Origin of the sequence: Roseomonas sp. CCTCC AB2023176, from assembly GCF_042259275.1 — a bacterium.
In the GTDB taxonomy this organism is placed as follows: domain Bacteria; phylum Pseudomonadota; class Alphaproteobacteria; order Acetobacterales; family Acetobacteraceae; genus Roseomonas.
On record NZ_CP170086.1, the window covers coordinates 5,113,405 to 5,133,170 of the forward strand.

At 71.7% G+C, this 19,766-nt stretch carries 24 protein-coding genes, 1 tRNA gene and 2 pseudogenes; 17 read left to right on the plus strand and 10 right to left on the minus strand.

Annotated features, from left to right (window positions below):
- Window positions 1-65: 65 nt before the first annotated feature.
- The 5 genes from zapE to ACE7GA_RS25660 form a co-directional block, all read right to left on the minus strand.
- On the minus strand, window positions 66-1,274 hold the full coding sequence (gene zapE / locus ACE7GA_RS25640) for a cell division protein ZapE (protein ID WP_376093501.1): 1,209 nt from the start codon (window positions 1,272-1,274) through the stop codon (window positions 66-68).
- A 140-nt stretch (window positions 1,275-1,414) separates the two neighbouring features.
- On the minus strand, window positions 1,415-1,633 hold the full coding sequence (locus ACE7GA_RS25645) for a DUF2171 domain-containing protein (RefSeq protein WP_376093504.1): 219 nt from the start codon (window positions 1,631-1,633) through the stop codon (window positions 1,415-1,417).
- Between the two features lie 94 nt (window positions 1,634-1,727).
- A complete protein-coding gene (locus ACE7GA_RS25650; protein ID WP_376093507.1) occupies window positions 1,728-2,435 on the minus strand; it encodes an SDR family NAD(P)-dependent oxidoreductase in 708 nt (235 codons plus the stop codon).
- Between the two features lie 10 nt (window positions 2,436-2,445).
- Window positions 2,446-3,180 carry an SDR family NAD(P)-dependent oxidoreductase gene (locus tag ACE7GA_RS25655; protein WP_376093510.1) on the minus strand — a complete coding sequence of 245 codons (735 nt, stop codon included), beginning with the start codon at window positions 3,178-3,180 and terminating at the stop codon, window positions 2,446-2,448.
- Window positions 3,180-3,764 (minus strand): AAA family ATPase, encoded by a 585-nt coding sequence (locus ACE7GA_RS25660; RefSeq protein WP_376093513.1) that lies wholly within the window; start codon window positions 3,762-3,764, stop codon window positions 3,180-3,182. Before ACE7GA_RS25660 ends, ACE7GA_RS25655 begins: the two co-directional genes overlap by 1 nt.
- Here ACE7GA_RS25660 and ACE7GA_RS25665 point away from each other — a divergent pair.
- The 12 genes from ACE7GA_RS25665 to ACE7GA_RS25720 all read left to right on the plus strand — a co-directional run bounded on the left by ACE7GA_RS25665 (window position 3,660) and on the right by ACE7GA_RS25720 (window position 13,340).
- Complete coding sequence (locus tag ACE7GA_RS25665) at window positions 3,660-4,589, plus strand: SDR family oxidoreductase (protein ID WP_376093516.1); 930 nt, start codon at window positions 3,660-3,662, stop codon at window positions 4,587-4,589. The genes ACE7GA_RS25660 and ACE7GA_RS25665 overlap by 105 nt on opposite strands.
- The gene (locus ACE7GA_RS25670; protein ID WP_376093519.1) at window positions 4,586-4,972 is read left to right on the plus strand and encodes a dihydroneopterin aldolase; all 387 of its coding nucleotides are present in this window, start codon (window positions 4,586-4,588) and stop codon (window positions 4,970-4,972) included. The genes ACE7GA_RS25665 and ACE7GA_RS25670 overlap by 4 nt, the downstream gene beginning before the upstream one ends.
- 304 nt (window positions 4,973-5,276) lie before the next feature.
- Window positions 5,277-7,331: an excinuclease ABC subunit UvrC gene (gene uvrC, locus ACE7GA_RS25675; RefSeq protein WP_376093522.1), complete on the plus strand. Its 2,055-nt coding sequence runs from the start codon at window positions 5,277-5,279 to the stop codon at window positions 7,329-7,331.
- 164 nt (window positions 7,332-7,495) lie between these two features.
- Window positions 7,496-8,326: an alpha/beta fold hydrolase gene (locus tag ACE7GA_RS25680; protein WP_376093525.1), complete on the plus strand. Its 831-nt coding sequence runs from the start codon at window positions 7,496-7,498 to the stop codon at window positions 8,324-8,326.
- Window positions 8,327-8,360: 34 nt separating this feature from the next.
- Entirely contained in the window at window positions 8,361-8,972 is a 612-nt protein-coding gene (gene pgsA, locus ACE7GA_RS25685; protein WP_376093528.1) for a CDP-diacylglycerol--glycerol-3-phosphate 3-phosphatidyltransferase, read from the plus strand.
- 218 nt (window positions 8,973-9,190) lie between these two features.
- Window positions 9,191-9,448: a hypothetical protein gene (locus ACE7GA_RS25690; protein ID WP_376093531.1), complete on the plus strand. Its 258-nt coding sequence runs from the start codon at window positions 9,191-9,193 to the stop codon at window positions 9,446-9,448.
- Between the two features lie 80 nt (window positions 9,449-9,528).
- Window positions 9,529-9,894: a hypothetical protein gene (locus ACE7GA_RS25695; RefSeq protein ID WP_376093534.1), complete on the plus strand. Its 366-nt coding sequence runs from the start codon at window positions 9,529-9,531 to the stop codon at window positions 9,892-9,894.
- Window positions 9,895-9,898: 4 nt separating this feature from the next.
- On the plus strand, window positions 9,899-10,150 hold the full coding sequence (moaD, locus tag ACE7GA_RS25700) for a molybdopterin converting factor subunit 1 (protein WP_376093537.1): 252 nt from the start codon (window positions 9,899-9,901) through the stop codon (window positions 10,148-10,150).
- The gene (locus tag ACE7GA_RS25705; protein WP_376093540.1) at window positions 10,147-10,641 is read left to right on the plus strand and encodes a molybdenum cofactor biosynthesis protein MoaE; all 495 of its coding nucleotides are present in this window, start codon (window positions 10,147-10,149) and stop codon (window positions 10,639-10,641) included. Before moaD ends, ACE7GA_RS25705 begins: the two co-directional genes overlap by 4 nt.
- A gap of 292 nt (window positions 10,642-10,933) precedes the next feature.
- Window positions 10,934-11,530 carry a hypothetical protein gene (locus ACE7GA_RS25710; RefSeq protein WP_376093543.1) on the plus strand — a complete coding sequence of 199 codons (597 nt, stop codon included), beginning with the start codon at window positions 10,934-10,936 and terminating at the stop codon, window positions 11,528-11,530.
- A 489-nt stretch (window positions 11,531-12,019) separates the two neighbouring features.
- The gene (locus tag ACE7GA_RS25715; protein WP_376093546.1) at window positions 12,020-12,502 is read left to right on the plus strand and encodes a hypothetical protein; all 483 of its coding nucleotides are present in this window, start codon (window positions 12,020-12,022) and stop codon (window positions 12,500-12,502) included.
- A 106-nt stretch (window positions 12,503-12,608) separates the two neighbouring features.
- Window positions 12,609-13,340 (plus strand): aspartate/glutamate racemase family protein, encoded by a 732-nt coding sequence (locus ACE7GA_RS25720; protein WP_376093548.1) that lies wholly within the window; start codon window positions 12,609-12,611, stop codon window positions 13,338-13,340.
- 73 nt (window positions 13,341-13,413) lie between these two features.
- On the opposite strand, the pseudogene ACE7GA_RS25725 reads toward ACE7GA_RS25720, so the two are convergent.
- The 3 genes and pseudogenes from ACE7GA_RS25725 to ACE7GA_RS25735 all read right to left on the minus strand — a co-directional run.
- Window positions 13,414-13,725, minus strand: a pseudogene (locus tag ACE7GA_RS25725) (3-keto-5-aminohexanoate cleavage protein); the annotation flags it as partial.
- Between the two features lie 4 nt (window positions 13,726-13,729).
- Window positions 13,730-14,242, minus strand: coding sequence for a DUF3592 domain-containing protein (locus ACE7GA_RS25730; RefSeq protein WP_376093550.1), 513 nt, complete (start codon window positions 14,240-14,242; stop codon window positions 13,730-13,732).
- A gap of 98 nt (window positions 14,243-14,340) precedes the next feature.
- Complete coding sequence (locus tag ACE7GA_RS25735; protein ID WP_376093552.1) at window positions 14,341-15,240, minus strand: branched-chain amino acid aminotransferase; 900 nt, start codon at window positions 15,238-15,240, stop codon at window positions 14,341-14,343.
- Window positions 15,241-15,355: 115 nt separating this feature from the next.
- Here ACE7GA_RS25735 and ACE7GA_RS25740 point away from each other — a divergent pair, with 115 nt between their 5' ends.
- Together ACE7GA_RS25740 and ACE7GA_RS25745 are read left to right on the plus strand one after the other, a co-directional pair.
- Window positions 15,356-15,889: a MarR family winged helix-turn-helix transcriptional regulator gene (locus ACE7GA_RS25740; RefSeq protein WP_376093554.1), complete on the plus strand. Its 534-nt coding sequence runs from the start codon at window positions 15,356-15,358 to the stop codon at window positions 15,887-15,889.
- Between the two features lie 18 nt (window positions 15,890-15,907).
- Window positions 15,908-16,606 (plus strand): response regulator, encoded by a 699-nt coding sequence (locus ACE7GA_RS25745; RefSeq protein ID WP_376093557.1) that lies wholly within the window; start codon window positions 15,908-15,910, stop codon window positions 16,604-16,606.
- A 16-nt stretch (window positions 16,607-16,622) separates the two neighbouring features.
- Here ACE7GA_RS25745 and ACE7GA_RS25750 read toward each other — a convergent pair whose 3' ends face one another.
- Both ACE7GA_RS25750 and ACE7GA_RS25755 read right to left on the minus strand, forming a co-directional pair.
- Window positions 16,623-17,669 (minus strand): glycosyltransferase family 39 protein, encoded by a 1,047-nt coding sequence (locus ACE7GA_RS25750; RefSeq protein WP_376093560.1) that lies wholly within the window; start codon window positions 17,667-17,669, stop codon window positions 16,623-16,625.
- Between the two features lie 23 nt (window positions 17,670-17,692).
- Window positions 17,693-17,905: pseudogene (locus tag ACE7GA_RS25755) on the minus strand (UDP-phosphomannose--protein mannosyltransferase); the annotation flags it as partial.
- A 699-nt stretch (window positions 17,906-18,604) separates the two neighbouring features.
- Between ACE7GA_RS25755 and ACE7GA_RS25760 the strand changes: the two are divergent.
- The 3 genes from ACE7GA_RS25760 to ACE7GA_RS25770 all read left to right on the plus strand — a co-directional run bounded on the left by ACE7GA_RS25760 (window position 18,605) and on the right by ACE7GA_RS25770 (window position 19,626).
- A tRNA-Phe gene (locus tag ACE7GA_RS25760) sits at window positions 18,605-18,680 on the plus strand.
- A gap of 310 nt (window positions 18,681-18,990) precedes the next feature.
- Window positions 18,991-19,314 carry a hypothetical protein gene (locus ACE7GA_RS25765; protein ID WP_376093562.1) on the plus strand — a complete coding sequence of 108 codons (324 nt, stop codon included), beginning with the start codon at window positions 18,991-18,993 and terminating at the stop codon, window positions 19,312-19,314.
- 12 nt (window positions 19,315-19,326) lie between these two features.
- Window positions 19,327-19,626 (plus strand): hypothetical protein, encoded by a 300-nt coding sequence (locus tag ACE7GA_RS25770; protein ID WP_376093565.1) that lies wholly within the window; start codon window positions 19,327-19,329, stop codon window positions 19,624-19,626.
- Window positions 19,627-19,766 lie beyond the last annotated feature (140 nt).

The following is a 19,766-nucleotide window of genomic DNA, read 5'->3' on the forward strand; positions in this document are numbered from 1 at the left end:
GAAACACCATTCGTTCTTCCCCCTGTTCCCCCGAACGCGAAGCAAGTTCCCAACCCGCAGCAAGCCTACGTCAGATGCGGCAGCGCCAGATACGTGCCGCTCTGCATTTCCATCAGGCGGGACGCCGTGCGCTGGAACACCGCCGCCCCCTCCCCCCGCTCATACAGCCGGTCCGGCACGTCCTCCGCCGACGCGACCAGCTTCACCCGATGCTCGTAGAGCGCATCGACGAGCGTCACGAAGCGGCGGGCCCGGTCGAAGTTCTCCGGCCCCAGCCGCGGCACGCCGTCCAGCACCAGCGTGTGGAAATGCGTCGCCAGCGCCAGGTAGTCCGCTGCCCCCAGCGGCTTCCCGCACAGCGCCTCGAAATCGACCCGCGCCACGCCGCGCGCGGCCTGCGCCAGCTCGACCTGTCGTCCCAGCACCGTCAGCGAACACGGCTCGCCATGCGCGACGCCCGTCAGTTCCTTGAACGCCGCATCCAGCGCCCGCTCCGCCCGCCCGTCCACCGGCACGTGCCAGGTCGGCATGCCGCGGATCCGGTCGCGCCGGTAGTCGCGCGCCGCGTCGAGGAACAGCACGTCCAGGTGCTTCTGGATCAGCCCGATGAAGGGCAGGAAGGCGTCCCGCCCCGGCTGCCCCTTGAATAGGTCCGCCGGCGCCGTATTGCTCGTGGAAACGACCACGACGCCCCGCGCGAACAACGCCTCGAACAGCCGCCCGAGGATCATCGCATCGGCGATGTCGTGCACCTGGAACTCGTCGAAGCACAGCAGCGCCGCCTCGTCGGCCACGGCATCCGCCACCGGCTGGATCGGATCCTCGCCGCGCGGATTGGCCGCCTTCCAGGCATGCACGCGTCGGTGCACCGATTGCATGAAGGCGTGGAAATGCACCCGCTTCCTCCGCGGCACGTCCGCCGCGTCGAAGAACAGGTCCATCAGCATGGACTTCCCGCGCCCGACCTCGCCGACGAGGTAGAGGCCGTGCGGCGCGTCGCTCGCCTCCTCAACTGGCTTGCGGCGGAAGAAGCGGGCCAGCAGCCCCGGCTCCTCCTTCTTCCCGGGATGCGGGTCGTAGCCGCGCAGGCGCCGCCACAAATCCTGCAGCCGCTCCGCCGCCAGGGCCTGCGCCGGGTCCGGCGACAGTGCGCCGGACGAGATATGCGCACGATAGGCATGGAGCGGGCCGGTCCCCGCTTGCGGGGAACTCGTCCCGGTCGTCGTGCCCTGCTCCGCCTCGCGGAGGGCGGTGGCGCCCGTGCTGCCGTCCATCGGTCGGCCGTCCTAGCCCGCGTCCCCGACCCCGGCAACCCGCCGTCGCATTCGGCAGGATTCCCGAAACGAAAAGCCCCGCCGGGATCGCTCCCGACGGGGCCAGGTCGTCACGCCGCCCAGCCTCGGCGCAACGGGCCTCAGCCCATCTGCAGGTCGTTCTTCGTGGCCGAGGCCTTGAGCTGCCCGCCCTCGACGCCGCTGATCTTCGACACGGACAGGTAGTGGTGCTGCCGATCGCTGCTGTCGTTCTTCGTCAGCTTGATTCGGTCGCCCTCCACCTTGTCCACGGTGCCGAGGTGCTGCCCGTCGCTGCCGGCGATCTCCATATGCTCCTTGATCTCAGAGGCGTTCATCATGGCCATGGCGCTATCCCTTCATTCCGTTTGACGTCGGCGCGCTTAACGCGGGCGCGCCGGAAGGGATGCACGGCACCCGTGCGACAGGCGGCGATTACAGGCTGGCACCCCCGTCCATCGCGATCGCCTGCCCCGTCACGTTCCGCGCGCCCGCCGAGCACAACCAAGCGACGAGCGACGCCACCTCCTCCGCCGTCGTGATCCGCCGCGTGGGCGTTCCCGCCGCGGCCTCCGCTTCCGACGATCCCAGTTCCGCCCAGCGCTGCCGCGCCATGTCCGTCGCGACCCAGCCCGGGCAGACCGCGTTCACCGTGATGCCGCGTGGCGCGAACTTCAGCGCCAGCGCCTTCGTCAGTCCCACCACCCCGTGCTTCGCCGACACGTAGGCCACCTGGTCCGGCACGGCACGCAGTCCCAGAACCGAGGCGACGGTCACGATCCGCCCTTCCCCCTGCATCAGCGCCGAAGCCGCCTCGGCACAGCGCCAGGTCCCGTCGAGGTTGCTGCCGAGGATCGCGCGCCAATGCCCTTCATCCCCCCGCGCCGGATCGGCCCCCGCGATCCCCGCTGCCAGCACCGCCACCCGCAACCCGCCGAGCGTTGCGAACAACAGCCGCACCGAAGCCTGATCCGTGACGTCGCACGGCACGAAATGCACGCCAGGCGGCAGCCGCTCCGCCGGCAGGTTCCGCCCCGCCGCGACGACCGTGTAGCCCTCCATCGCCAGCCGCGCCGCGACCGCGCGCCCGATCCCCCGTGTCCCGCCCGTGACGACGGCGAGACCCCCTGCCGATCCGCTCATGACAGCATCATCATGCCGCCGTCGTGCCCCCGTCCACCGGCATGACGACGCCGGTGACGAAACTCGCGTGGTCCGACAGCAGGAACGCGATCACCGCCGCGATCTCCCGCGGCGCCGCGAAGCGTCCCAGCGGCACCGCCTCGGTATAGGCGTCGAGCGACGCCGGTGCCCCACGTTGCGCCAGCTTCCCGATGACGTCCCGCAGCATCGCCGTATCCGTGGACCCCGGCGCCACCGCGTTGAACCGCACCGGCTTCCCCTCCGCAGGCCGCGCATAGTCCAGCGCCGCGGACCGCGTCATTTGCGCGATCGCCCCCTTCGACGCGCCGTAGGCCGCCGAAGCCTTCTTCCCCACGAAGGCCTGGTCCGACGCCACGTTGACCACCGCGCCCCCGCCCTTCAGCAGGTGCGGCAATGCCGCCTGCAACACGGCGAAGGGCGCGAGCCAGTTCACCCGCATGATCCGCTCGGCTTCCGCCAACGGCGTGTCCTGCAACGTGCCGAGCATCGTGTCGCCCGCATTGTTGACGACGGCCTCCAGCCCGCCCAGCCGCGCGACCGCCGCCTCTACCCATCCGGCGATGGCTTTCACGTCGGACAGGTCATGCTCCGGCAGGTCCAAGCCCTCGACCCGCGCGCCGGACGCCTCGAGCACCGCGACCACGGCGCGCCCGATCCCCCCGCGATGCCCCGTCACAAGGACCCGCTTTGCCGCGAGCCCCGTCTGCGCCAATTCTGGATCCATCACCGTCGCATCGCACCGGCAACGGCGGTGGGCAAGCCGGACCCCGCCACGTCCACCCGCTCCTCGTCCGGCCCGAGCGGCTCGACGCGCTGGCGGAGCGCGTCGAAGGTCGCCCGGGCGATCGTCAGGTGCTCGCCCGGCTCGCGGTTGCGCCCCTCGACCCGCGCCCATGCCTCCGTCTCCGGACACGCGAGGCGGTAAAGCACGGAGGCAGCGCCGAGCCGTCGCACCACCTCCCTCGTCGCGTCACGTTCCCGCCGCGTCCAGAAGCCGAAGTCGAGCACGACGTCCAGACCGAGGAACAGGCACCGCGTCCAGACCTCCTCCATCAGCACGGATACGACCTGGGCGCGCTCGCGGAAGGTATCCGCCGGCGGGTCGCTGCCGTGGAGCCTTGTCATCCAGGCATCGTGGCTGAAGCAAATCCCCGGCAGCTCCCGCTCGAGCCGCCGCGCGAAGGTCGTCTTCCCCGTCCCGACATGCCCGAAGATCAGGCGTGCAGTCGCCCTGCCCGTCCTGGCCTCAAGCCCCGCGGCGTCCCTGCGATCCTCAACGAAAGCTGGGACGAACGCGATGGCCCGCATACGGATGGCTTCCAAACTGCCGCCCCGGCGGTCTATCCCGTCGCCGTGCCGCCCGACATCCCCGCCGCCATTCCCCGCGCCGCCCTCGTCACCGGCGCGGCGAAACGCATCGGCCGCGCGATCGCCCTTGCCCTCGCCGAAGCCGGCTTCGACGTCGCGGTCCACTACGCCGGAAGCGCCGAGGCCGCAGAGGACACGGCGACCGCCATCCGCGCCCTGGGCCGCCGTGCCCTCACCCTCCGCGCCGACCTGTCGCGGGAGGAGGAGGTGGCCCGCCTCATCCCCGGCGCCGCGGCCGCCCTCGGCCCGATCGGCGTCCTGGTGAACAACGCCTCGCTCTTCGAACGCGACGAGTGGGACAGCGCCACGCGCGAATCCTGGGACGCCCACCTCGAACCCAACCTGCGCGCGCCCTTCGTCCTGACCCAGGCCCTCGCCCACGCGCTGCCTGGGGATGCGGAAGGCGTCGTCCTCAACATGCTGGACCAGCGCGTGCTGTCGCTGACCCCTCACTTCACCTCCTACACGTTGAGCAAGGCCGGCCTCTGGGCAATGACGCAGAGTCTGGCCCTCGCGCTCGCGCCGCGCATCCGCGTCATGGGCATCGGCCCCGGACCTACCCTGCCCTCGCCCCGTCAGACCGAGGAACAGTTCCGCGCGCAGTGCGAGTCCACCCCCCTCCGCCGCGGCTCCTCGCCGGAGGAGATGGCGCGCGCCGCCCTCGCGATCCTCGCCCTCCCCTCCCTCACGGGCCAGGTCATCTGCCTCGACGGCGGCCAGCATCTGCAATGGGCTCCCAACCGCGGCGGGGGCCCCATCGAATGACCCCGCTCCGCCGCGTCTTCGTCCGCGACCTGACGATCCAGGCCCGCCTCGGCGTCCACCCCGCCGAGGCCGAGCCGCAGCGCGTGGTCATCAACATCGAATTGCTGGTCGAGGACGAGTCCGCCGAGGTCGGCATCGGCCCCGACCGTCTCTCCCGGGTCGTGGACTACGAGGCCGTGGCGAACCGCGCGCGCGCCATCGCGCTCGCGGGCCACACGCGCCTTGCAGAAACCCTGGCCGAACGCATCGCCGCCGCATGCCTGGAGGACGCGCGCGTCCGCACCGCGCGCGTCACCGTCGAGAAGCCCGACATCCTGCCGGACGTCGCCGCCGTCGGCGTCACCGTCGAGCGCTCGCGCCCCAGCTCGAAGACGGTTCCGTGACAGTCTCGTGATGCATCTCAAGGACTCGTGTCTGAACTCATCCACGGCCGTATCGAGCGCCCCGGCGCATTCACAGCGCCGTGAGAAGGTGTCAATGTGAACGAAGCGTGAAACCGTTCGCATACGCGTAATGCCACAAAAACAATGGGTTAACGGGGTGCTCATCGAATAGGCACCTTGATGGAAGGCCCTGTCCCGCCATCGCCCGCACTACTTCCTCCGGCGTCGATCCACAGCCTTATCCACAGCCTTCGGGGATAACGCCCCGTCACAACCCCGACGCGAGATTCCGACCCGAGACACCATGGCCTTCTCGAACGAACAGACCACCCCGGCCGGCCCGGTCGAGGGTCGCGAGGTGATCGAGCGCACCGTCGAAACGCTGCCACTCTCGCCAGGCGTGTACCGCATGCTCGATGCCAAGGGGGACGCGCTCTACGTCGGCAAGGCGCGGTCGCTGAAGAAGCGCGTCTACTCCTACACGCAGGTCCATCGCCTGCCCGACCGCCTGAAGCGCATGGTCTTCGAGACTCGGAGCATGGAGGTCATCACCACGGCCTCGGAGGCCGAGGCGCTGCTGCTCGAGGCCAACCTCATCAAGCGCCTGCGGCCGCGGTACAACATCGTCCTGCGCGACGACAAATCCTACCCGTGGCTCGTCATCACGGAGGACCACCCCTTCCCGCAGATCGCGAAGCACCGCGGGGAACGCCGCAAGGGCGCCTCCTACTGGGGCCCCTTCGCCTCCGCCTGGGCCGTGAACCAGACGCTCACCGCGCTGCAGCGCGTCTTCCTCCTCCGCTCCTGCCGCGACACGGTCTTCGAGAACCGCACGCGCCCCTGCCTGCTGCATCAGATCCGCCGTTGCTCCGCCCCCTGCGTCGAGCGGGTCTCGAAGGAGGAATACGGCGAGCTCGTGAAGGAAGCGACGCAGTTCCTCTCCGGCGAAACGCCTTCCATCCAGAAGCGCCTCGCGAAGGAGATGGAGGACGCCGCCGAACGCCTGGAGTTCGAGCGTGCCGCCGCCATCCGCGACCGCATCCGCGGCCTGACCCATGTGCAGGGCCGCGACCGCATCAACATGGAAAACGTCGGTGACGCCGACGTCGTCGCGCTACACTTCGCGGCGGGCCAGGCCTGCATCCAGGTCTTCTTCTTTCGCGGCGGCCGCAACAACGGCAATCGTCCCTTCTTCCTGTCGGGCGTTCGCGCCGACGCCGAGCCGGCGGAAGTCCTCACGGCTTTCCTCGGCCAGCTCTACGACGACCTGCCCCCGCCGCCGCTCGTCCTCGTCAGCCACGAACTGCCGGAGGCCGAGCTCGTCGCCGAGGCCCTCACGATCCGCGCAGGCAAGAAGGTCGAGGTCCACCACCCCAAGCGCGGCGACAAGCGCGCCGCCGTCGAACACGCGCAGACCAACGCGCGCGAGGCCCTGGAACGCAAGCTCGCCGAGGGCGCGGCGCAGGGCGAACTCCTGCAAGGCGTCGCGAGGGTCTTCGACCTGCCTTCCTCCCCCGAGCGCATCGAGGTCTACGACAACTCCCACATCATGGGGCGCGACGCCTACGGCGTGATGATCGTCGCGGGTTCCTCGGGCTTCAACAAGAACGCCTATCGCAAGTTCTCCATCCGCGGCGAAGGCGCCGGTGCCGCGAAGCCCAAGCGCGGATCGAAGGACGTCGAGGAGATGGCCGCCGAGGCCGCCGAATCCGTCCCGCTCCCCACCGCGGACACCGCCAGCGCCCCCCGCACCCTGCGTCCTGGTGCCCCGCGCGGCGGCGACGACTTCGCGATGATGCGCGAGGTCTTCGAGCGCCGCTTCGGCCGCGCCCTGAAGGAGGACCCGGAACGCGAAACCGGCACCTGGCCCGACCTCGTCCTCATCGACGGCGGCATCGGCCAGCTCAACGCAGCACATGCGATCCTGAGCGAGATGGGCGTGCATGACGTCCCCCTCGTCGCCGTCGCCAAAGGCCCGGACCGCGACGCGGGGCGCGAGTGGTTCCACCGCGTCGGTCAGGACCCGTTCCAACTGCCCCCGCGCGACCCCGTCCTGTACTACCTCCAGCGCCTGCGGGACGAGGCGCACCGCTTCGCCATCACGACGCACCGCGCGGGCCGGTCGAAGTCGCTCATCAAGTCGGAACTCGACGACATCCCGGGCGTCGGGACGGCGATCAAGCGCTCCCTCCTGAACCATTTCGGCAGCGCGCGCGGCGTCCGAAACGCCTCGGCCGACGACCTGCGCAATACCCCGGGCATAGGGCCCGCCGTCGCCAAGCGGATCTACGAACACTTCCACCCCGGCGCGACCGTCACGGTGCCGGGCGCGCCGGCGGGCGCGGACGGAACCGCCTGATACGCGCCGCAGGCCGCAAGCGCGGCTTGCGGGCGCGGCGCCGGCCGGCGCGACCAAGCAACGGGTCGGGGCGAGCGCCGGGTCGATCCGGGCCACCGGGCAACGCAGGCCGCGGCGGCCGTTCCCGCTGGATGGAACCACCCTGGACCGACCGCACGCATCAGGTGAACGGGCTCACCCTCCGCGTCCGGGAGGCGGGGCCGGAGGGCGGGCCGCTGCTTATCCTGCTGCACGGCTTCCCCGAATCCTCCTTCGGCTGGCGCCGTCAGGTCGGGCCCTTCGCGGAGGCCGGCTACCGCGTGGTCGCGCCGGACATGCGGGGATACGGCGGCAGCGACGCGCCGCCATCCGTGGCCGACTACCATCTCGACCTGCTGGCGGCGGACATCGTCGGCCTTGCGGACCGGTACGGGGCCGGGCGTTTCGACCTCGTCGGGCATGACTGGGGCGGGATCGTCGCCTGGGCGGTGGCGGCGTGGCACCCCGACCTCGTGCGATGCCTCGTCGTGATGGACGCGCCGCATCCCGACACCTTCACCGCCGCGATGATCCGGCATCCGACGCAGGCGCTGCGCTCGGCCTATGTCGGGTTCTTTCAGATTCCCGCGGTGCCGGAGGCCGTGCTGTCCGCCAAGGGCTACGCGGGGCTGCGGGCCGCGATCGGGCGCACGGCGCGGCCGGCCGCGGTGAGCGAGGCCGAGCTGGACCGCTACGCCGAGGACTGGGCGCGGCCGGGGCGACTGACGGCGATGCTGAACTATTACCGCGCCCTCCCCCGGCGGCCGACGATCGGGCGGATCGGCGTGCCGACCCTGGTGCTCTGGGGCGAGGAGGATGCGGCGCTGGAGCGGCACCTGGCGGAGGCAGCGGTCGGCCAGTGCGACGAGGCCCGGCTGGAGGTCATCCCGGATACGACCCACTGGATCCACCTGGAGGAGCCGGGGCGGGTGAACGCGCTGGTCCTCGGGCACCTCGGGGCGGAAGGCCGCGGCTGACCGCCGGGCGCGGGCCTGCTACACCGCGGGGCGGATGCCGACCGACCTGCCGAACCTGCTGACGCTCTCTCGCATCGCGGCGATCCCGCTGCTGATCGCGCTGATGCTGCTGCGCACGCCGGTGGGCGACATCCTGGCCTGCGCGGTGTTCTCGGCGGCGGCGATCACCGACTACTTCGACGGGAAGATCGCGCGGGACCGGGGATCGCAGACGGCGTTCGGGCGGATGCTCGATCCCATCGCGGACAAGCTGCTGGTGGGGGCGGCGCTGATGCTGCTGGCGGGGCTGGGACGGCTGTCGCTGCTGGGGCTGCTGCCGGCGATCGTCATCATGCTGCGGGAGATCCTTGTCTCCGGGCTGCGGGAATACCTGGCTGGACTGCGGATCGGGATGCCGGTGACGCGCCTGGCCAAGTGGAAGACCGGGTTCCAGATGGGGTCCCTCGGGGTGGTGATCGCCGGCGACTCGGGAGCCTCGGCGGTCTTCCTCGGCTTTCTGCCGATCTCCTGGCTCGGGGAGGCGGGGCTCTGGGTGGCGGCGGCGCTGACGCTCTGGACGGGCTGGGACTACATGACGGCAGGGCTGCGCCACGCTTCGGCGGAGGATGCGCCGGAGGCAAGGGCGGCGGACCGGGGCGCGGGCTGAGGGGACCGGCAGGAGGGCGCTACGGCCGGGCCGATCGGCGCTGGGCGGCCCGGGTGAACGAATTCGACGCTGCCGGGGGCCGTTGCGGCGGAGGTCGCGCCCGGAGATGACGGGTTTGGCGGCCCGGCGAGACATCCCAGATTCACCGGCGCGGGGGTGGCCCGCGGGACGCGACGCGGGCATGGTGCAACGCGGCGAGACACGGACGGAATGACGGCATGGCGCGAGACCGCGCGGATGCGATGGCGAAGGGCGGGCGCCTCGGCGCCCTGGTGCTGCTGGCCGGGCTGGCGGGCTGCGCGGACGCGGATTTCGCGCCGTTCGGGCGGAGTGGCAGCGCGGCGCCGCCGGACAGCCTGACGGTGCGGCGCGTGCTCGGCGAGGACGTGGAGCCGCCGCCGCTGCTGCCGGAAGCGGGGAATGTCTGGCCGGCGGCGGAGGCCCCCGCGCGACGCTTGCGAATCCCGACGGCGTAGATCCCGCGACGATCCCGCGGACCGACGGGCCGGCGCCGCGCGCCGCGGCGGAGCGGGGCCTGCCGCCGGGGCCCCCGCCGTTGCGGAGCCTCGAGCCCGGGCCGAACGTGCCGCCGGAGGCCGCGCCGAACCCGCGGGCGCCGCTGAACCGGCGGGGATCGTCTACGGCGCCGGGCGTGCTGGAGCCGCTGGACCCGACGCCGGTGCCGCGCCAAGGGGTGTTTCAGGGGAGCGTGGCGCGCGGGGAGCCGGCGATCCCGCCGTCCCGCGGGGTGGAGGGGCGGGTGCTGCCGATCCCGGGCGGACCGCCGGGGATCGTGTCCTCCGGGAACGACCGCATCCAGACCTACACCCAGCCGGGGGTCGGGACGGGGACGGCGATCAACAACGGGAACACCACGACGCTCATCGGGCCGAACGGGCAGGTGACGGTGGTGCCGCGTTGAAGTGGTGAGGGTTCTCTACTTCGCCTGGCTGCGGCAGCGGGTCGGGCGGGCGGAGGAGGAGGTCTCGCTACCCGAGGGCGTGGCGGATATCGGTGGGCTGATGCGGTGGCTCTCGGCGTCGTCGCCGGGGCACGCGGCGGCTTTCGCGGACCCGGCGCAGGTGCGGATGGCGGTGAACCAGGACTTCTGCGGGGCCGAGCACCCGGTCGGGGACGGGGACGAGGTGGCGTTCTTCCCGCCGGTGACGGGGGGATGAACGTCGAGCCGACGGTCCGGGTGGGCGAGGCCGCCTTCGACGTCGGGGCGGAGACGGCCGCGCTGACGGCGGGGCGGGCGGACGTCGGCGGCGTGGCGTCCTTCGTCGGGGTGTGTCGGGGGGATGACGGCCCCGATCAACAGAAGTTGGCCGCGCTGGTGCTGGAGCATTATCCCGGCATGACGGAGCGGGCGCTCCGCCGGATCGCCGCGGAGGCCTGCGCGCGCTGGCCGCTGACGGGCTGCACGGTGGTGCACCGCGTCGGGCGGATCGTCCCGGGCGAGGGAATCGTGCTGGTGCTGACAGCCTCCGCGCACCGGGTCGCCGCGCTGGAGGCCTGCGCCTTCCTCATCGACTGGCTGAAGACCCGGGCACCCTTCTGGAAGCGGGAGGAGTTCGCCGGCGGCACGGACCGGTGGGTCGCGGCGCGAGGGGAGGATGACGCGCGAGCCGCGGCCTGGGAGGGCGGCGCATCCGGCGCAAGCCCTTGATCGGCCGACGGTTTCGCGTGGCAGGCGGGTTTCGGACAAAAGGCCTGGATGCGGTGACGGGGCGCCTTGAGTGCGCCCCGGGCTGCCGCGCGGCCGCCCGGAGGGCGACCTCCGGTGCCGCATCGGGGCGCGGCGTTGCCGTGTGGACGGCGGGGGCGGATGCGGCTGTGAAGGAGCGAGGCTGGCCGGGGCCTTGCCCGGAAGCCGGCCGCGCCGGGGTTGGACGCGGCACGTGGTGTATCTTCCTAGGATTATTGGCACAAGTCAAGCGTGAGGTTCGGGGCCGGGTGGCATGGCGAAGCGGGTGATCCCCGCGGGGTGCATCGTGCTCGGCGCGGTGCTGCTGATCTGGCCGGCGTTCGTGAACGGGTATCCGCTGGTGTTCAGCGATACCGGCGCCTTCCTGCACCAGACGCTCGGGCCGCTGATGATCTGGGACAAGCCCTGGATCTACGGGCCCTTCATGCACCTGTTCCACTGGCGGCTGTCGCTGTGGCCGGTCGTGGTGGCGCAGGGGATGATGGTCTCCGCGCTGCTGTGGCTGGCGGTGCGGGTCGTCTGCGGCCGGGAGCGCGCCGGGGTGTTCCTGCTGGCCGCCGGGGTGGTCGCGGGGCTGACGGCGGCGCCGTTTTCCGCGGCGCTGCTGATGCCCGACGTCTTCACGCCCTGCGTCGTGGTCGCGGCCTTCCTGCTGGCCTGCGCACGGGGGGTGACCGCGTCGGGACGACGCGGACGGCGGACGGCGCGGAGGATCGGCGGGGCGCTGCCGGGGCTGCAGAAGGCGGCCCGGCCCAGGGCGGCCCGGGGGATGATGCGGCGACGCGTCGCGCGGCGGACGACGGGTCCCGCGCGCTGTCGCGTGGGGAGGCGGTCTTCGTCGCGGCGGTGATGGCGGTGGGGGTGGCGGCGCACCTGTCGCACCTGCCGGTCGTCGCGGCGCTGGGACTGGTGGTCCTGCTGCTGCTGGGGTGGCGGGCCGCGCTGCGGGTGGCGGTGCCGATCCTCGCCGGGGTCGGGCTGCTGCTCGCGACGAACCTGGTGGGGCATGGGCGGCTGTCGCTTTCGCCCCACGGGGCGACCTTCCTGCTGGCGCGGCTCGTCGCCACGGAATCCGCGGCGCGCACGGTGCGGGCGGAGTGCCCGGGGTCCGCGTGGTATCTCTGCGCCTTCGTGCCGCCGCTCGGCGCGGATCGGCTGGAGGCCTTTGCCGAGCGGCACTGCGCGCCGCCGGACGATCCGGCGAAGGGGTGCATGCGGTCCACGCTCTCCTCGGATCATTTCCTCTGGAGCCCGGTCTCGCCGTTGAACCGCGCGCGCGCCGGACGGGACGGCGCGGTTCCTCGGCGGTGCCCTGATCTCGGGCGAGGCGCGGGAGATCGTGCGGCGGACGATCGAGCGGGAGCCGCTGCGCGTGATCCTCGACGGGGTGCGGGACACGCTGGAGCAGCTGCTGACCTTCCGCGTGGGCGACACGCTGACGCGGGCGCATGTCGGCGAGGGCGTGCGGCGGCGGATCGAGGCGGGGTTCCCGGCGGCGGAGGTCGCGCGGCTGGAGGGCGGGCTGCAGTGGCGGGACCGGCTGGCGGCGGCGGTGGAGCCGCTGCTGTGGCCGCAGGGGATCGTCGCGGCGATCGGGGCGGGCGCGTTGTCCTGGCTGGCCTGGCGGCTGCGGCGGGATCGGCGGGCGCTGGCCTTCACGGCACTGCTGATCGTCGGCGTGGCGGTGAATGCCGGGGCGACCGGGGCGCTGTCCGGGCCGCATGACCGGTACGGGGCGCGGGTGGTCTGGGTGATGGTGTTCGGGGCGGTGGTGCTGGGGGCGCGCGCTGGCGCGTCGCGGCAGGCTTCGCCGCCGTCGTGACGCGGCGCGGTTTGCCGGCGCGGTGATCGCGTTGCGCATCGCTGGGTTGCGTGGACCACCGCGAGGTTCCGTCGCGGCGCGGCGCGGTTTCAGCGAGGATCGCGCGGTGGATGCGCGCCCCGGCGCGATGGAGGTCCCCGTGCATATCGGCTTAATCGGCGGCGTCGGGGTCGCGGCGACGGTCGTCTATTACCAGAGGCTCGTTTCGGCGGTCACGGTGCGCGGGGGTCGGCGGCTGGACCTGACGATCGTGCATGGCGACGTGCAGGAGCTGATCCGCAACAACCTGGCGGACCGGCGGGAGGAGCAGGCGCGGGCCTTCCTGCCGCTCGTCGAGCGGCTGGCCGGGGCGGGGTGTGACTGCGCGGCGATCACGTCGCTCGGTGGGTCCTTCTGCTTTGCGGAGCTGGCGGCGATCTCGCCGCTGCCGCTGGTCTCGGGGATTGCACCGTTGGATGCCTTCTTCGTGGGACGAGGCATCCGGCGGGTCGGGTTGCTGGGGACGCGGGTGGTGATGCGGACGCGGCTCTACGGGCAACTCGCGCGGACCGAGGCAATCGCGCTGGACGACGAGATCGAGGTGCTGGGGCAGACCTATCAGGACGTCGCGGTCGCCGGGGCGTGCTCGGCGGAGCAGCGGGCGCTGTTCGTGGACGCGGGGCGGCGGATGATCGCGGCAGGGGCGGAGGCGATCGTGCTCGCGGGGACGGACCTGAACCTGGCCTTCGACGGGCGGGATGTCGGGTATGCGGTGATCGATGCGCTGGACGTGCACGTGGAGGTGCTGGCGGACCTCGCGGCCGGGCGGGTGGCGCTGGAGGATGTGGCGGCGGCGTGACGCGGGGCACCCCCAGGTCCGAGCGCCAGAAACCGATTCGGTCAGCGCCTTTCACGGCGAAAGCATTGCGGGCCTCGTCGGGGGTCGCGACCTGGAGGCCGAGTTCCTCGATGATGCGGCGGATCTTCGCGACCTGTTCGGCGTTGGACGAGGCGAGTTTGCCGCGGCCGATCTAGAGGCTGTCCTCCAGGCCGACGCGGACGTGGCCGCCCATCATCGCGGCCTGGGTGCAGAAGGGCATCTGGTGGCGGCCCGCCGCGAGGACGGACCAGACGTAGTTCTTGCCGAACAGGCGGTCGGCGGTGCGGCGCGCGAACAGGACGTTGGCCCAATCGCGCTTCGAGGTCCGGTAGCGGTCGGCCAGGCCGAAGATTCCGAAGGCCATCCGCTCAGGCGCGGAGGAGGCGGCGCAGGACGGCGAGAATGACGAGGGTGAAGGTGCCGAGGCTGCCGAGAAGCAGCGGGACGAACCACCGGGACATGAAGGTGTCGGGCGAGGCGTGGTCGGGCTGGGCGGGGTCGTAGCGCAGTGTCGCCCGTTCGCCGACGCGCCACGCCGGCGGGTTGGTAAAGAGGCTCGTCTCCGCGACGATCATGCGGCCGTCCCGCGTGGTAAAGCGGAAGGTCGGGGCGGTGCCGCCGCTCGTGTCGCGGCGGAGCGAGACGACGAGCCCGTCAGCGGTGTCGGCACGGGCGGCGAACTGCACCTCGTCCACGGCGGTCCAGGCGGCGACGAGCAGGAGAACGGCGCCGATCGCGACGAAGGCGACGCTGAGGATGTTCAGGAGGCGACGGCCGCGCTCCTCGGACAGCGGCCGTTCGTTGGCCTCTTCGTCGGAAGTCAAGGTGATCCGGACGTCGGGGATCGCGCCGTCCGTGTCTGGGGATGTCCTGTCGCTCATGCCCGTGATGCGCGTCGAAGGAGTGCGGCGCGCATCCTAGGGCCGACGCGAGCGCGGCCCCAACGGCCTTGTGTCGCGCGTGTCGTGCGGCGTGGCGGTCAGGCCGCGCGGCGGGCGACTTCCTCCGGCGTCATCTGCACCAGGGCGCTATAGTCGTTGATCAACGTCTCGGTGATCTGGCCCGGGGTGTAGTGCATGTCGGCGATCTGGCGGACGGGAGTCACCTCGGCAGCGGTGCCGGCGAGGAAGACTTCGGTTGCGCGCGGCAGTTCGTCCGGCTTGATGGTGCGCTCCACGACCTTCATCTGGCGGTTGCGGGCCAGGGCCATGACGGTGCGGCGGGTGATGCCGTCGAGGAAGCAGACGGGGGTGGGGGTGTGGACCTCCCCGTCGAAGACGAAGAAGGCGTTGGCGCCGGTCGCCTCGGCCACGTCGCCCTTCCAGTCCAGCATCAGCGCGTCGTTGAAGCCCTCCGCCTCCGCGGCGTGCTTCGACAGCGTGCCGATCATGTAGAGGCCGGCGGCCTTGGAGGCGGTCGGCGCCGTGTCCGGCGCGGGGCGGCGCCACTTGGCGTGGGCGAGGGTGACGCCCTTCATGCGATCGTTGCCGAAGAGGTTGGGCCAGGGCCAGGTGGCGATGGCGACGTGGATCGTCGTCTGCTGCGCGGCGACGGCGAGCATTTCGGAGCCGCGCCAGGCGATGGGGCGGACATAGGCGTCGGTCTGGCCGTTCTTCGCCAGCACCGCGCGGCAGGCCTCGTTGATCTGGTCCGGCGTGTAGGGGATCTCGAAGCCCAGGAGCCGGCCGGATTCGAAGAGGCGGTTCGTGTGCTCCTCGAGCTTGAAGACGTGGCCGTTATAGGCGCGCTCGCCCTCGAAGACGGCGGAGGCGTAGTGGAGGCCGTGGGTGAGGACGTGGAGTTTCGCGTCGCGCCAGGGCACGATGCGGCCGTCGAACCAGATCCAGCCGTCGCGGTCATCGAAGGGGATGAGGGCCATGCGCTGTTCCTTCAGGCGGGCGTTTTGGGTAATTATGTTGCGTGTAGTGGGGTCACGGTAAAAGGGTGATACGATTGTGTCAACGAACCTGACCCAACGCGGAAGCGGGGCTGGCATGCCGGCACGGGGGGATTCGCCGCGCGGCGCCGGGCAATCCCTGCTGTTCCTGCGTGAGGAGGAGATGCGGCTGGCGCAGGACCTGCTGTTCTTCGGGTACCGGGACTTCACGGCGGGGCCGGACGCGATCCTGGCGGAACTCGGCATGGGGCGGGCGCATCACCGCGTGCTGCATTTCCTCGGGCGGCGGCCCGGGATGACGGTGGGCGAACTGCTCTCCATCCTCGGCATCACGAAGCAGTCGCTGTCGCGCGTGCTCGCGCCGCTGGTGGCGGAGGGGTACGTGGCGCAGGCGGAGGGGCGTTCGGACCGGCGGCAGCGGCTGCTGTCGCTGACCGAAAAGGGGGAGGCGCTGGAGAAGCGCCTTTTCGAGCGGCAGCGGGAGACGGTGCTGCGGGCCTATCGCGAGGCGGGGCCGGCGGCGGTCGAAGGCTTCCGCGCGGTGATGCGCGGCTTGATGGGGACGGAGGCACGGCGCGTGGTCGGGCGGCTGGGCGGCGCGAAGGATGCGGGCGGGGGCGAGGGTGGCTGAGCGGATCGGGAGCGGCGCGTGACGGAGGCGGCGCACCTGCTGGTGGTGGATGACGACGCGCGGCTGCGGGCGCTGCTGCAACGCTTCCTGGCGGAGCAGGGCTTCCGGGTGACGGCGGCCGGCGATGCGGCGCAGGCGCGGCGGGCGCTGGCGGGCATGGCGTTCGACCTCCTCGTGCTCGATGTAATGATGCCCGGCGAGAGCGGCCTGGACTTCGCGGAGTCGCTGCGGCGGGAAGGTTCGGACGTTCCGATCCTGATGCTGACGGCGGCGGGGTCGCCGGACGACCGGGTCGCGGGCTTCGAGGCGGGGGTGGACGACTACCTCGCCAAGCCCTTCGACCCGAGGGAACTGGCATTGCGGATCCGGACGATCCTGAAGCGGGCGGCGCCGCCCTCCCCTGCCTCCATGCCGCTGCCGCCGGTTCAGCTGGGGCCGCGCTGGTTCGACGCGGAGCGAGGGGAACTGCGAGGGCCGGAGGGCATCACGCGGCTGACCGGGGGCGAGGCGAGCCTGCTGGTCGCGTTGGCGCGGCGTGCGGGGGAGGTGCTGTCGCGGGAGGAGATCGCGGCGGCCATGGGCACGCCGGAAGCGGGCGAGCGCGCGGTGGACGTGACGGTCACGCGGCTGCGGCGGAAGATCGAGCCGGACAGCCGGGAGCCGCGGTTCCTCCAGACCGTGCGGCACCGGGGCTACGTGCTGCGGCCCGGAGCATAGCGGCGCCGCCCGCGCGTCAGCGGGGGCGGGGCAGCGTGGCGGCGGGCAGGATCCCCGGCGGCGTGCGGACGAGGAAGAGGCGGTAGCGCTCGGCCTCGATGCCATCGCGGGCGCGGACGATCTCGCCGGCCGGCCCTGCCCCCGGCCATTGCAGGTCCGCGAGGCCCCGGCGGGTGCTGTGGACGAGGATCCCCGTGTCGCCGGGGGCCGGCGCCGGCAGGCGGAACAGCGCCCAGCGGTCGCCCAGCGCGACGACGGGAACCCCGCGCGGCGCATGCAGGGCGAGTTCCGCGGCGAGGCCGTATTCCTCCGCGGCGATGAAGGTCGCACCGGCGGCCTGGCGCGCGGCCTCCGCGTCGCGGGCGAGCGCGGGCCAGCCGCCGAGCCGCGCGAGGACGGGGTCGCTCCGCCGCGGCAGGGGTAGCGGCGAGGCGACGGCCTGGATCGCGACGAGCGCCGTCATGGCGAGGCCGAGGACGGCGCCGGCGCGGAGCAGCCCCGGCCGGACGAAGGCCGCGGCAAGGAGGCAGCCTGCGGGATAGAGGATAGCGGGCCAGTTGCCCTGCACGCGGCTGCCCGTCGCCTGCCACAGAAAGAGGGCCGCGGCCGGCAGGACGAAGAGCAGGACGAGCCCGGCCGCTGCGTCGCGACGGAGCCATGCGCGGGTGGCGCGCCCCGCCCCGAACACAACGGCGGCGAAGAGCAACGGCGAGGCGATGAGGAGCTGGCCGCCGGCCAGTTCCCCGAGGAAGCGCAGGGTGAGGCCGGAGCCGGCGGCGGCGCGGCCGCCTTGCTTGAGGAAGGAGGCCCAGCCATGGGCCGCGTTCCAGGCGATGACGGGCGCGAAGACCAGCAGGGCGATCGCGCCGCCGAAGTAGAGGCGCGGGTCGCGCCACCACCGCCGCGCCGCCGGGTCAAGGACGAGCCAGAGGACGAGGCCAAAGCCGAGGAAGGCCGCCGTGTATTTCGAGGCCAGCGCGGCGCCGGCGAAGGCGCCGACCGCGAGCCACCAGCGCCCGTCCCCCCGGTGGCCACGCGCGCCGCGGCCCAGAGCGTCGCGCACCAGAGGACGATGAGCGGCGTGTCCGGCGTCATCAGCACGGCGCCCGCGTTGGTCAGCGGCATGGCGTTGAAGGCGATGGCGGCCCAGGGGCCGGCACCGCGGCCGGGGAAGAGGCGGTCCCCTGCATCGGCGAGGGCGAGGGAGGCGAGCGCGACACCGATCGGGCCGAGGAGGCGGATGCCGAAGGCAGTGTCGCCGAACAGCGCCGTGCCCGCTGCGATCCAGAGGGCGACCATCGGGGGTGGTCGAGGTAGCCGGGCTGCAGGCTGCGGCCCCAGACCCAGTAATAGGCCTCGTCCGGCGCGAGCGGCAGGGCGGCCGCCGCCGCGAGGCGCAGGCCGGTGAGGGCGAAGAGCGCGAGCAGCCAGCGGCGCGCGCGCCAGGCGGGCGCGGCAGGTTGCGCCGGGGGCGGCGTGGCCTGGGCGGGGCGGGGCGGGGCGGGAGTGGTCAGCTTGGCGGTGGTCAGGTTGGCGCTGGGCGGGGACATGGAGAGGGCACGGGGCGAGCCTTGGGCGACGTCTGAAGGGTGTGTCCCCGGGGGCGGACGGGCTTGTATGGCGGGGGGCGGGCGCCGGAAGGGGCGTGGGCCGTCGTGATCGCCTCGCGCGGTGGGGGGATGTCGGGCGGTTGCGCCTAGGCCGAAACGGGGCGGAGGGAGCGGCCGTCAGGTCTTCTTCGTGGCTCGGGTCACGTGCGGGGGCCGGCGCGGCCGTCCGTTCATTTCTGGTGCCGTGGTCATGTCGGGGAGCGCTCGACGGGCTGCGCGGCAGGAGAGGCGGGTCGGATCGTTCTTGGGAAGGACCTGTCCAGCGGTGGTGTGCGTCGCGACGCCGATGCGCGACGTCCGAGAACGAAGGCGGCGCGCCCCTCGACACGGTCAGCCGCGTCGTCTATGTCCGGCCGCGCCCAGCTGCGCACGCGCAGTGATCGCTTGGGCCCAGGTAGCTCAGTTGGTAGAGCATGCGACTGAAAATCGCAGTGTCGGTGGTTCGATTCCGCCCCTGGGCACCATTCCCCCTCCAACATCCCCGATGACAGCAGCGAGTTCGCGTCTCGGCCGCTGACGCTACCCCCAGTGGGCAGCGCGCTGGCCTGAACCAACCTGACACGCGGAGCACGCACAGACCGTCGGCGAGAGAAGGATCGCGCGAGACAGTATGTTTTTCAGTGGGAGGTGGGGAGTCTGAGACGCCCGTAGCTGTCAGGGTTTTCTCTCTCCCAACTACCTCCCCGCCAACCCCAATGGTGGGGAGAGACCCCCGCCTGGCCGCCTGATCGTGTTGCCTTGTATGCTAGAAACTTCAGTTTTCATCCATGATCGATGGCAACCTACGCCGGGACTGGAGCAGAGGTGCTTGGCAAGATGGATGGCGGACCCCCTTATGATCAGCAGCCCGAAACTCCTCCTCTGGCTCACGATGGGTCAGTGAGGATCGACGACGAAGTACAATTAAGACTAGCACAGGAGACGCAGACGGTTCTCCGCGACCTCGCAAAAAAGCAGGGCGTCACGATGACGGAGATCATCCGGCGTGGTATTGGCGCGATGCAGTTCTTCGAGCGAGAGTTGAAGTCGGGTGATCGTCTCGTCATTGAAGGTGAGGACGGAAAGGGCCGACTGGTACTTCTGCCCTGGAAGCGTTGAGGCCTTACGAGGATGCCGCTCAACCTGACCAACGACCCGCTTGATCAGACGGCCCCTCCGCAACCGATCACGATAGCCTACGAACCGGCGCGAGATCGCGAGAATGTCCGTGGCCATCTTGCGTACATTGTTGTTGGCATATTTGCGGTACTTGTCGTCGCGACCTTCATTACGGCGATTTTCGCGATCTTCGGGAGCAACGGTAAGGTCGAGGGCCTACTCCAAGTTGTTGGGGTCTTGCTGTCGCCCGTCGTCGCTCTCGTGGGCGCCGTTACAGGTTTCTACTATGGCGAGAAGGCCGGCAGTCGTTAGCGAACTGGCTCCCCCCAACAACGCTTCTCCGTAGGGTCCTTCTGCGTAGTCGACGCGATGCGGGGTTTCGCAGCGCACCGCATCGCAAGCATCAGGGCGACTCTCGGGTTTCCGGAAATGCAGAACGCCGCCACCGAGCC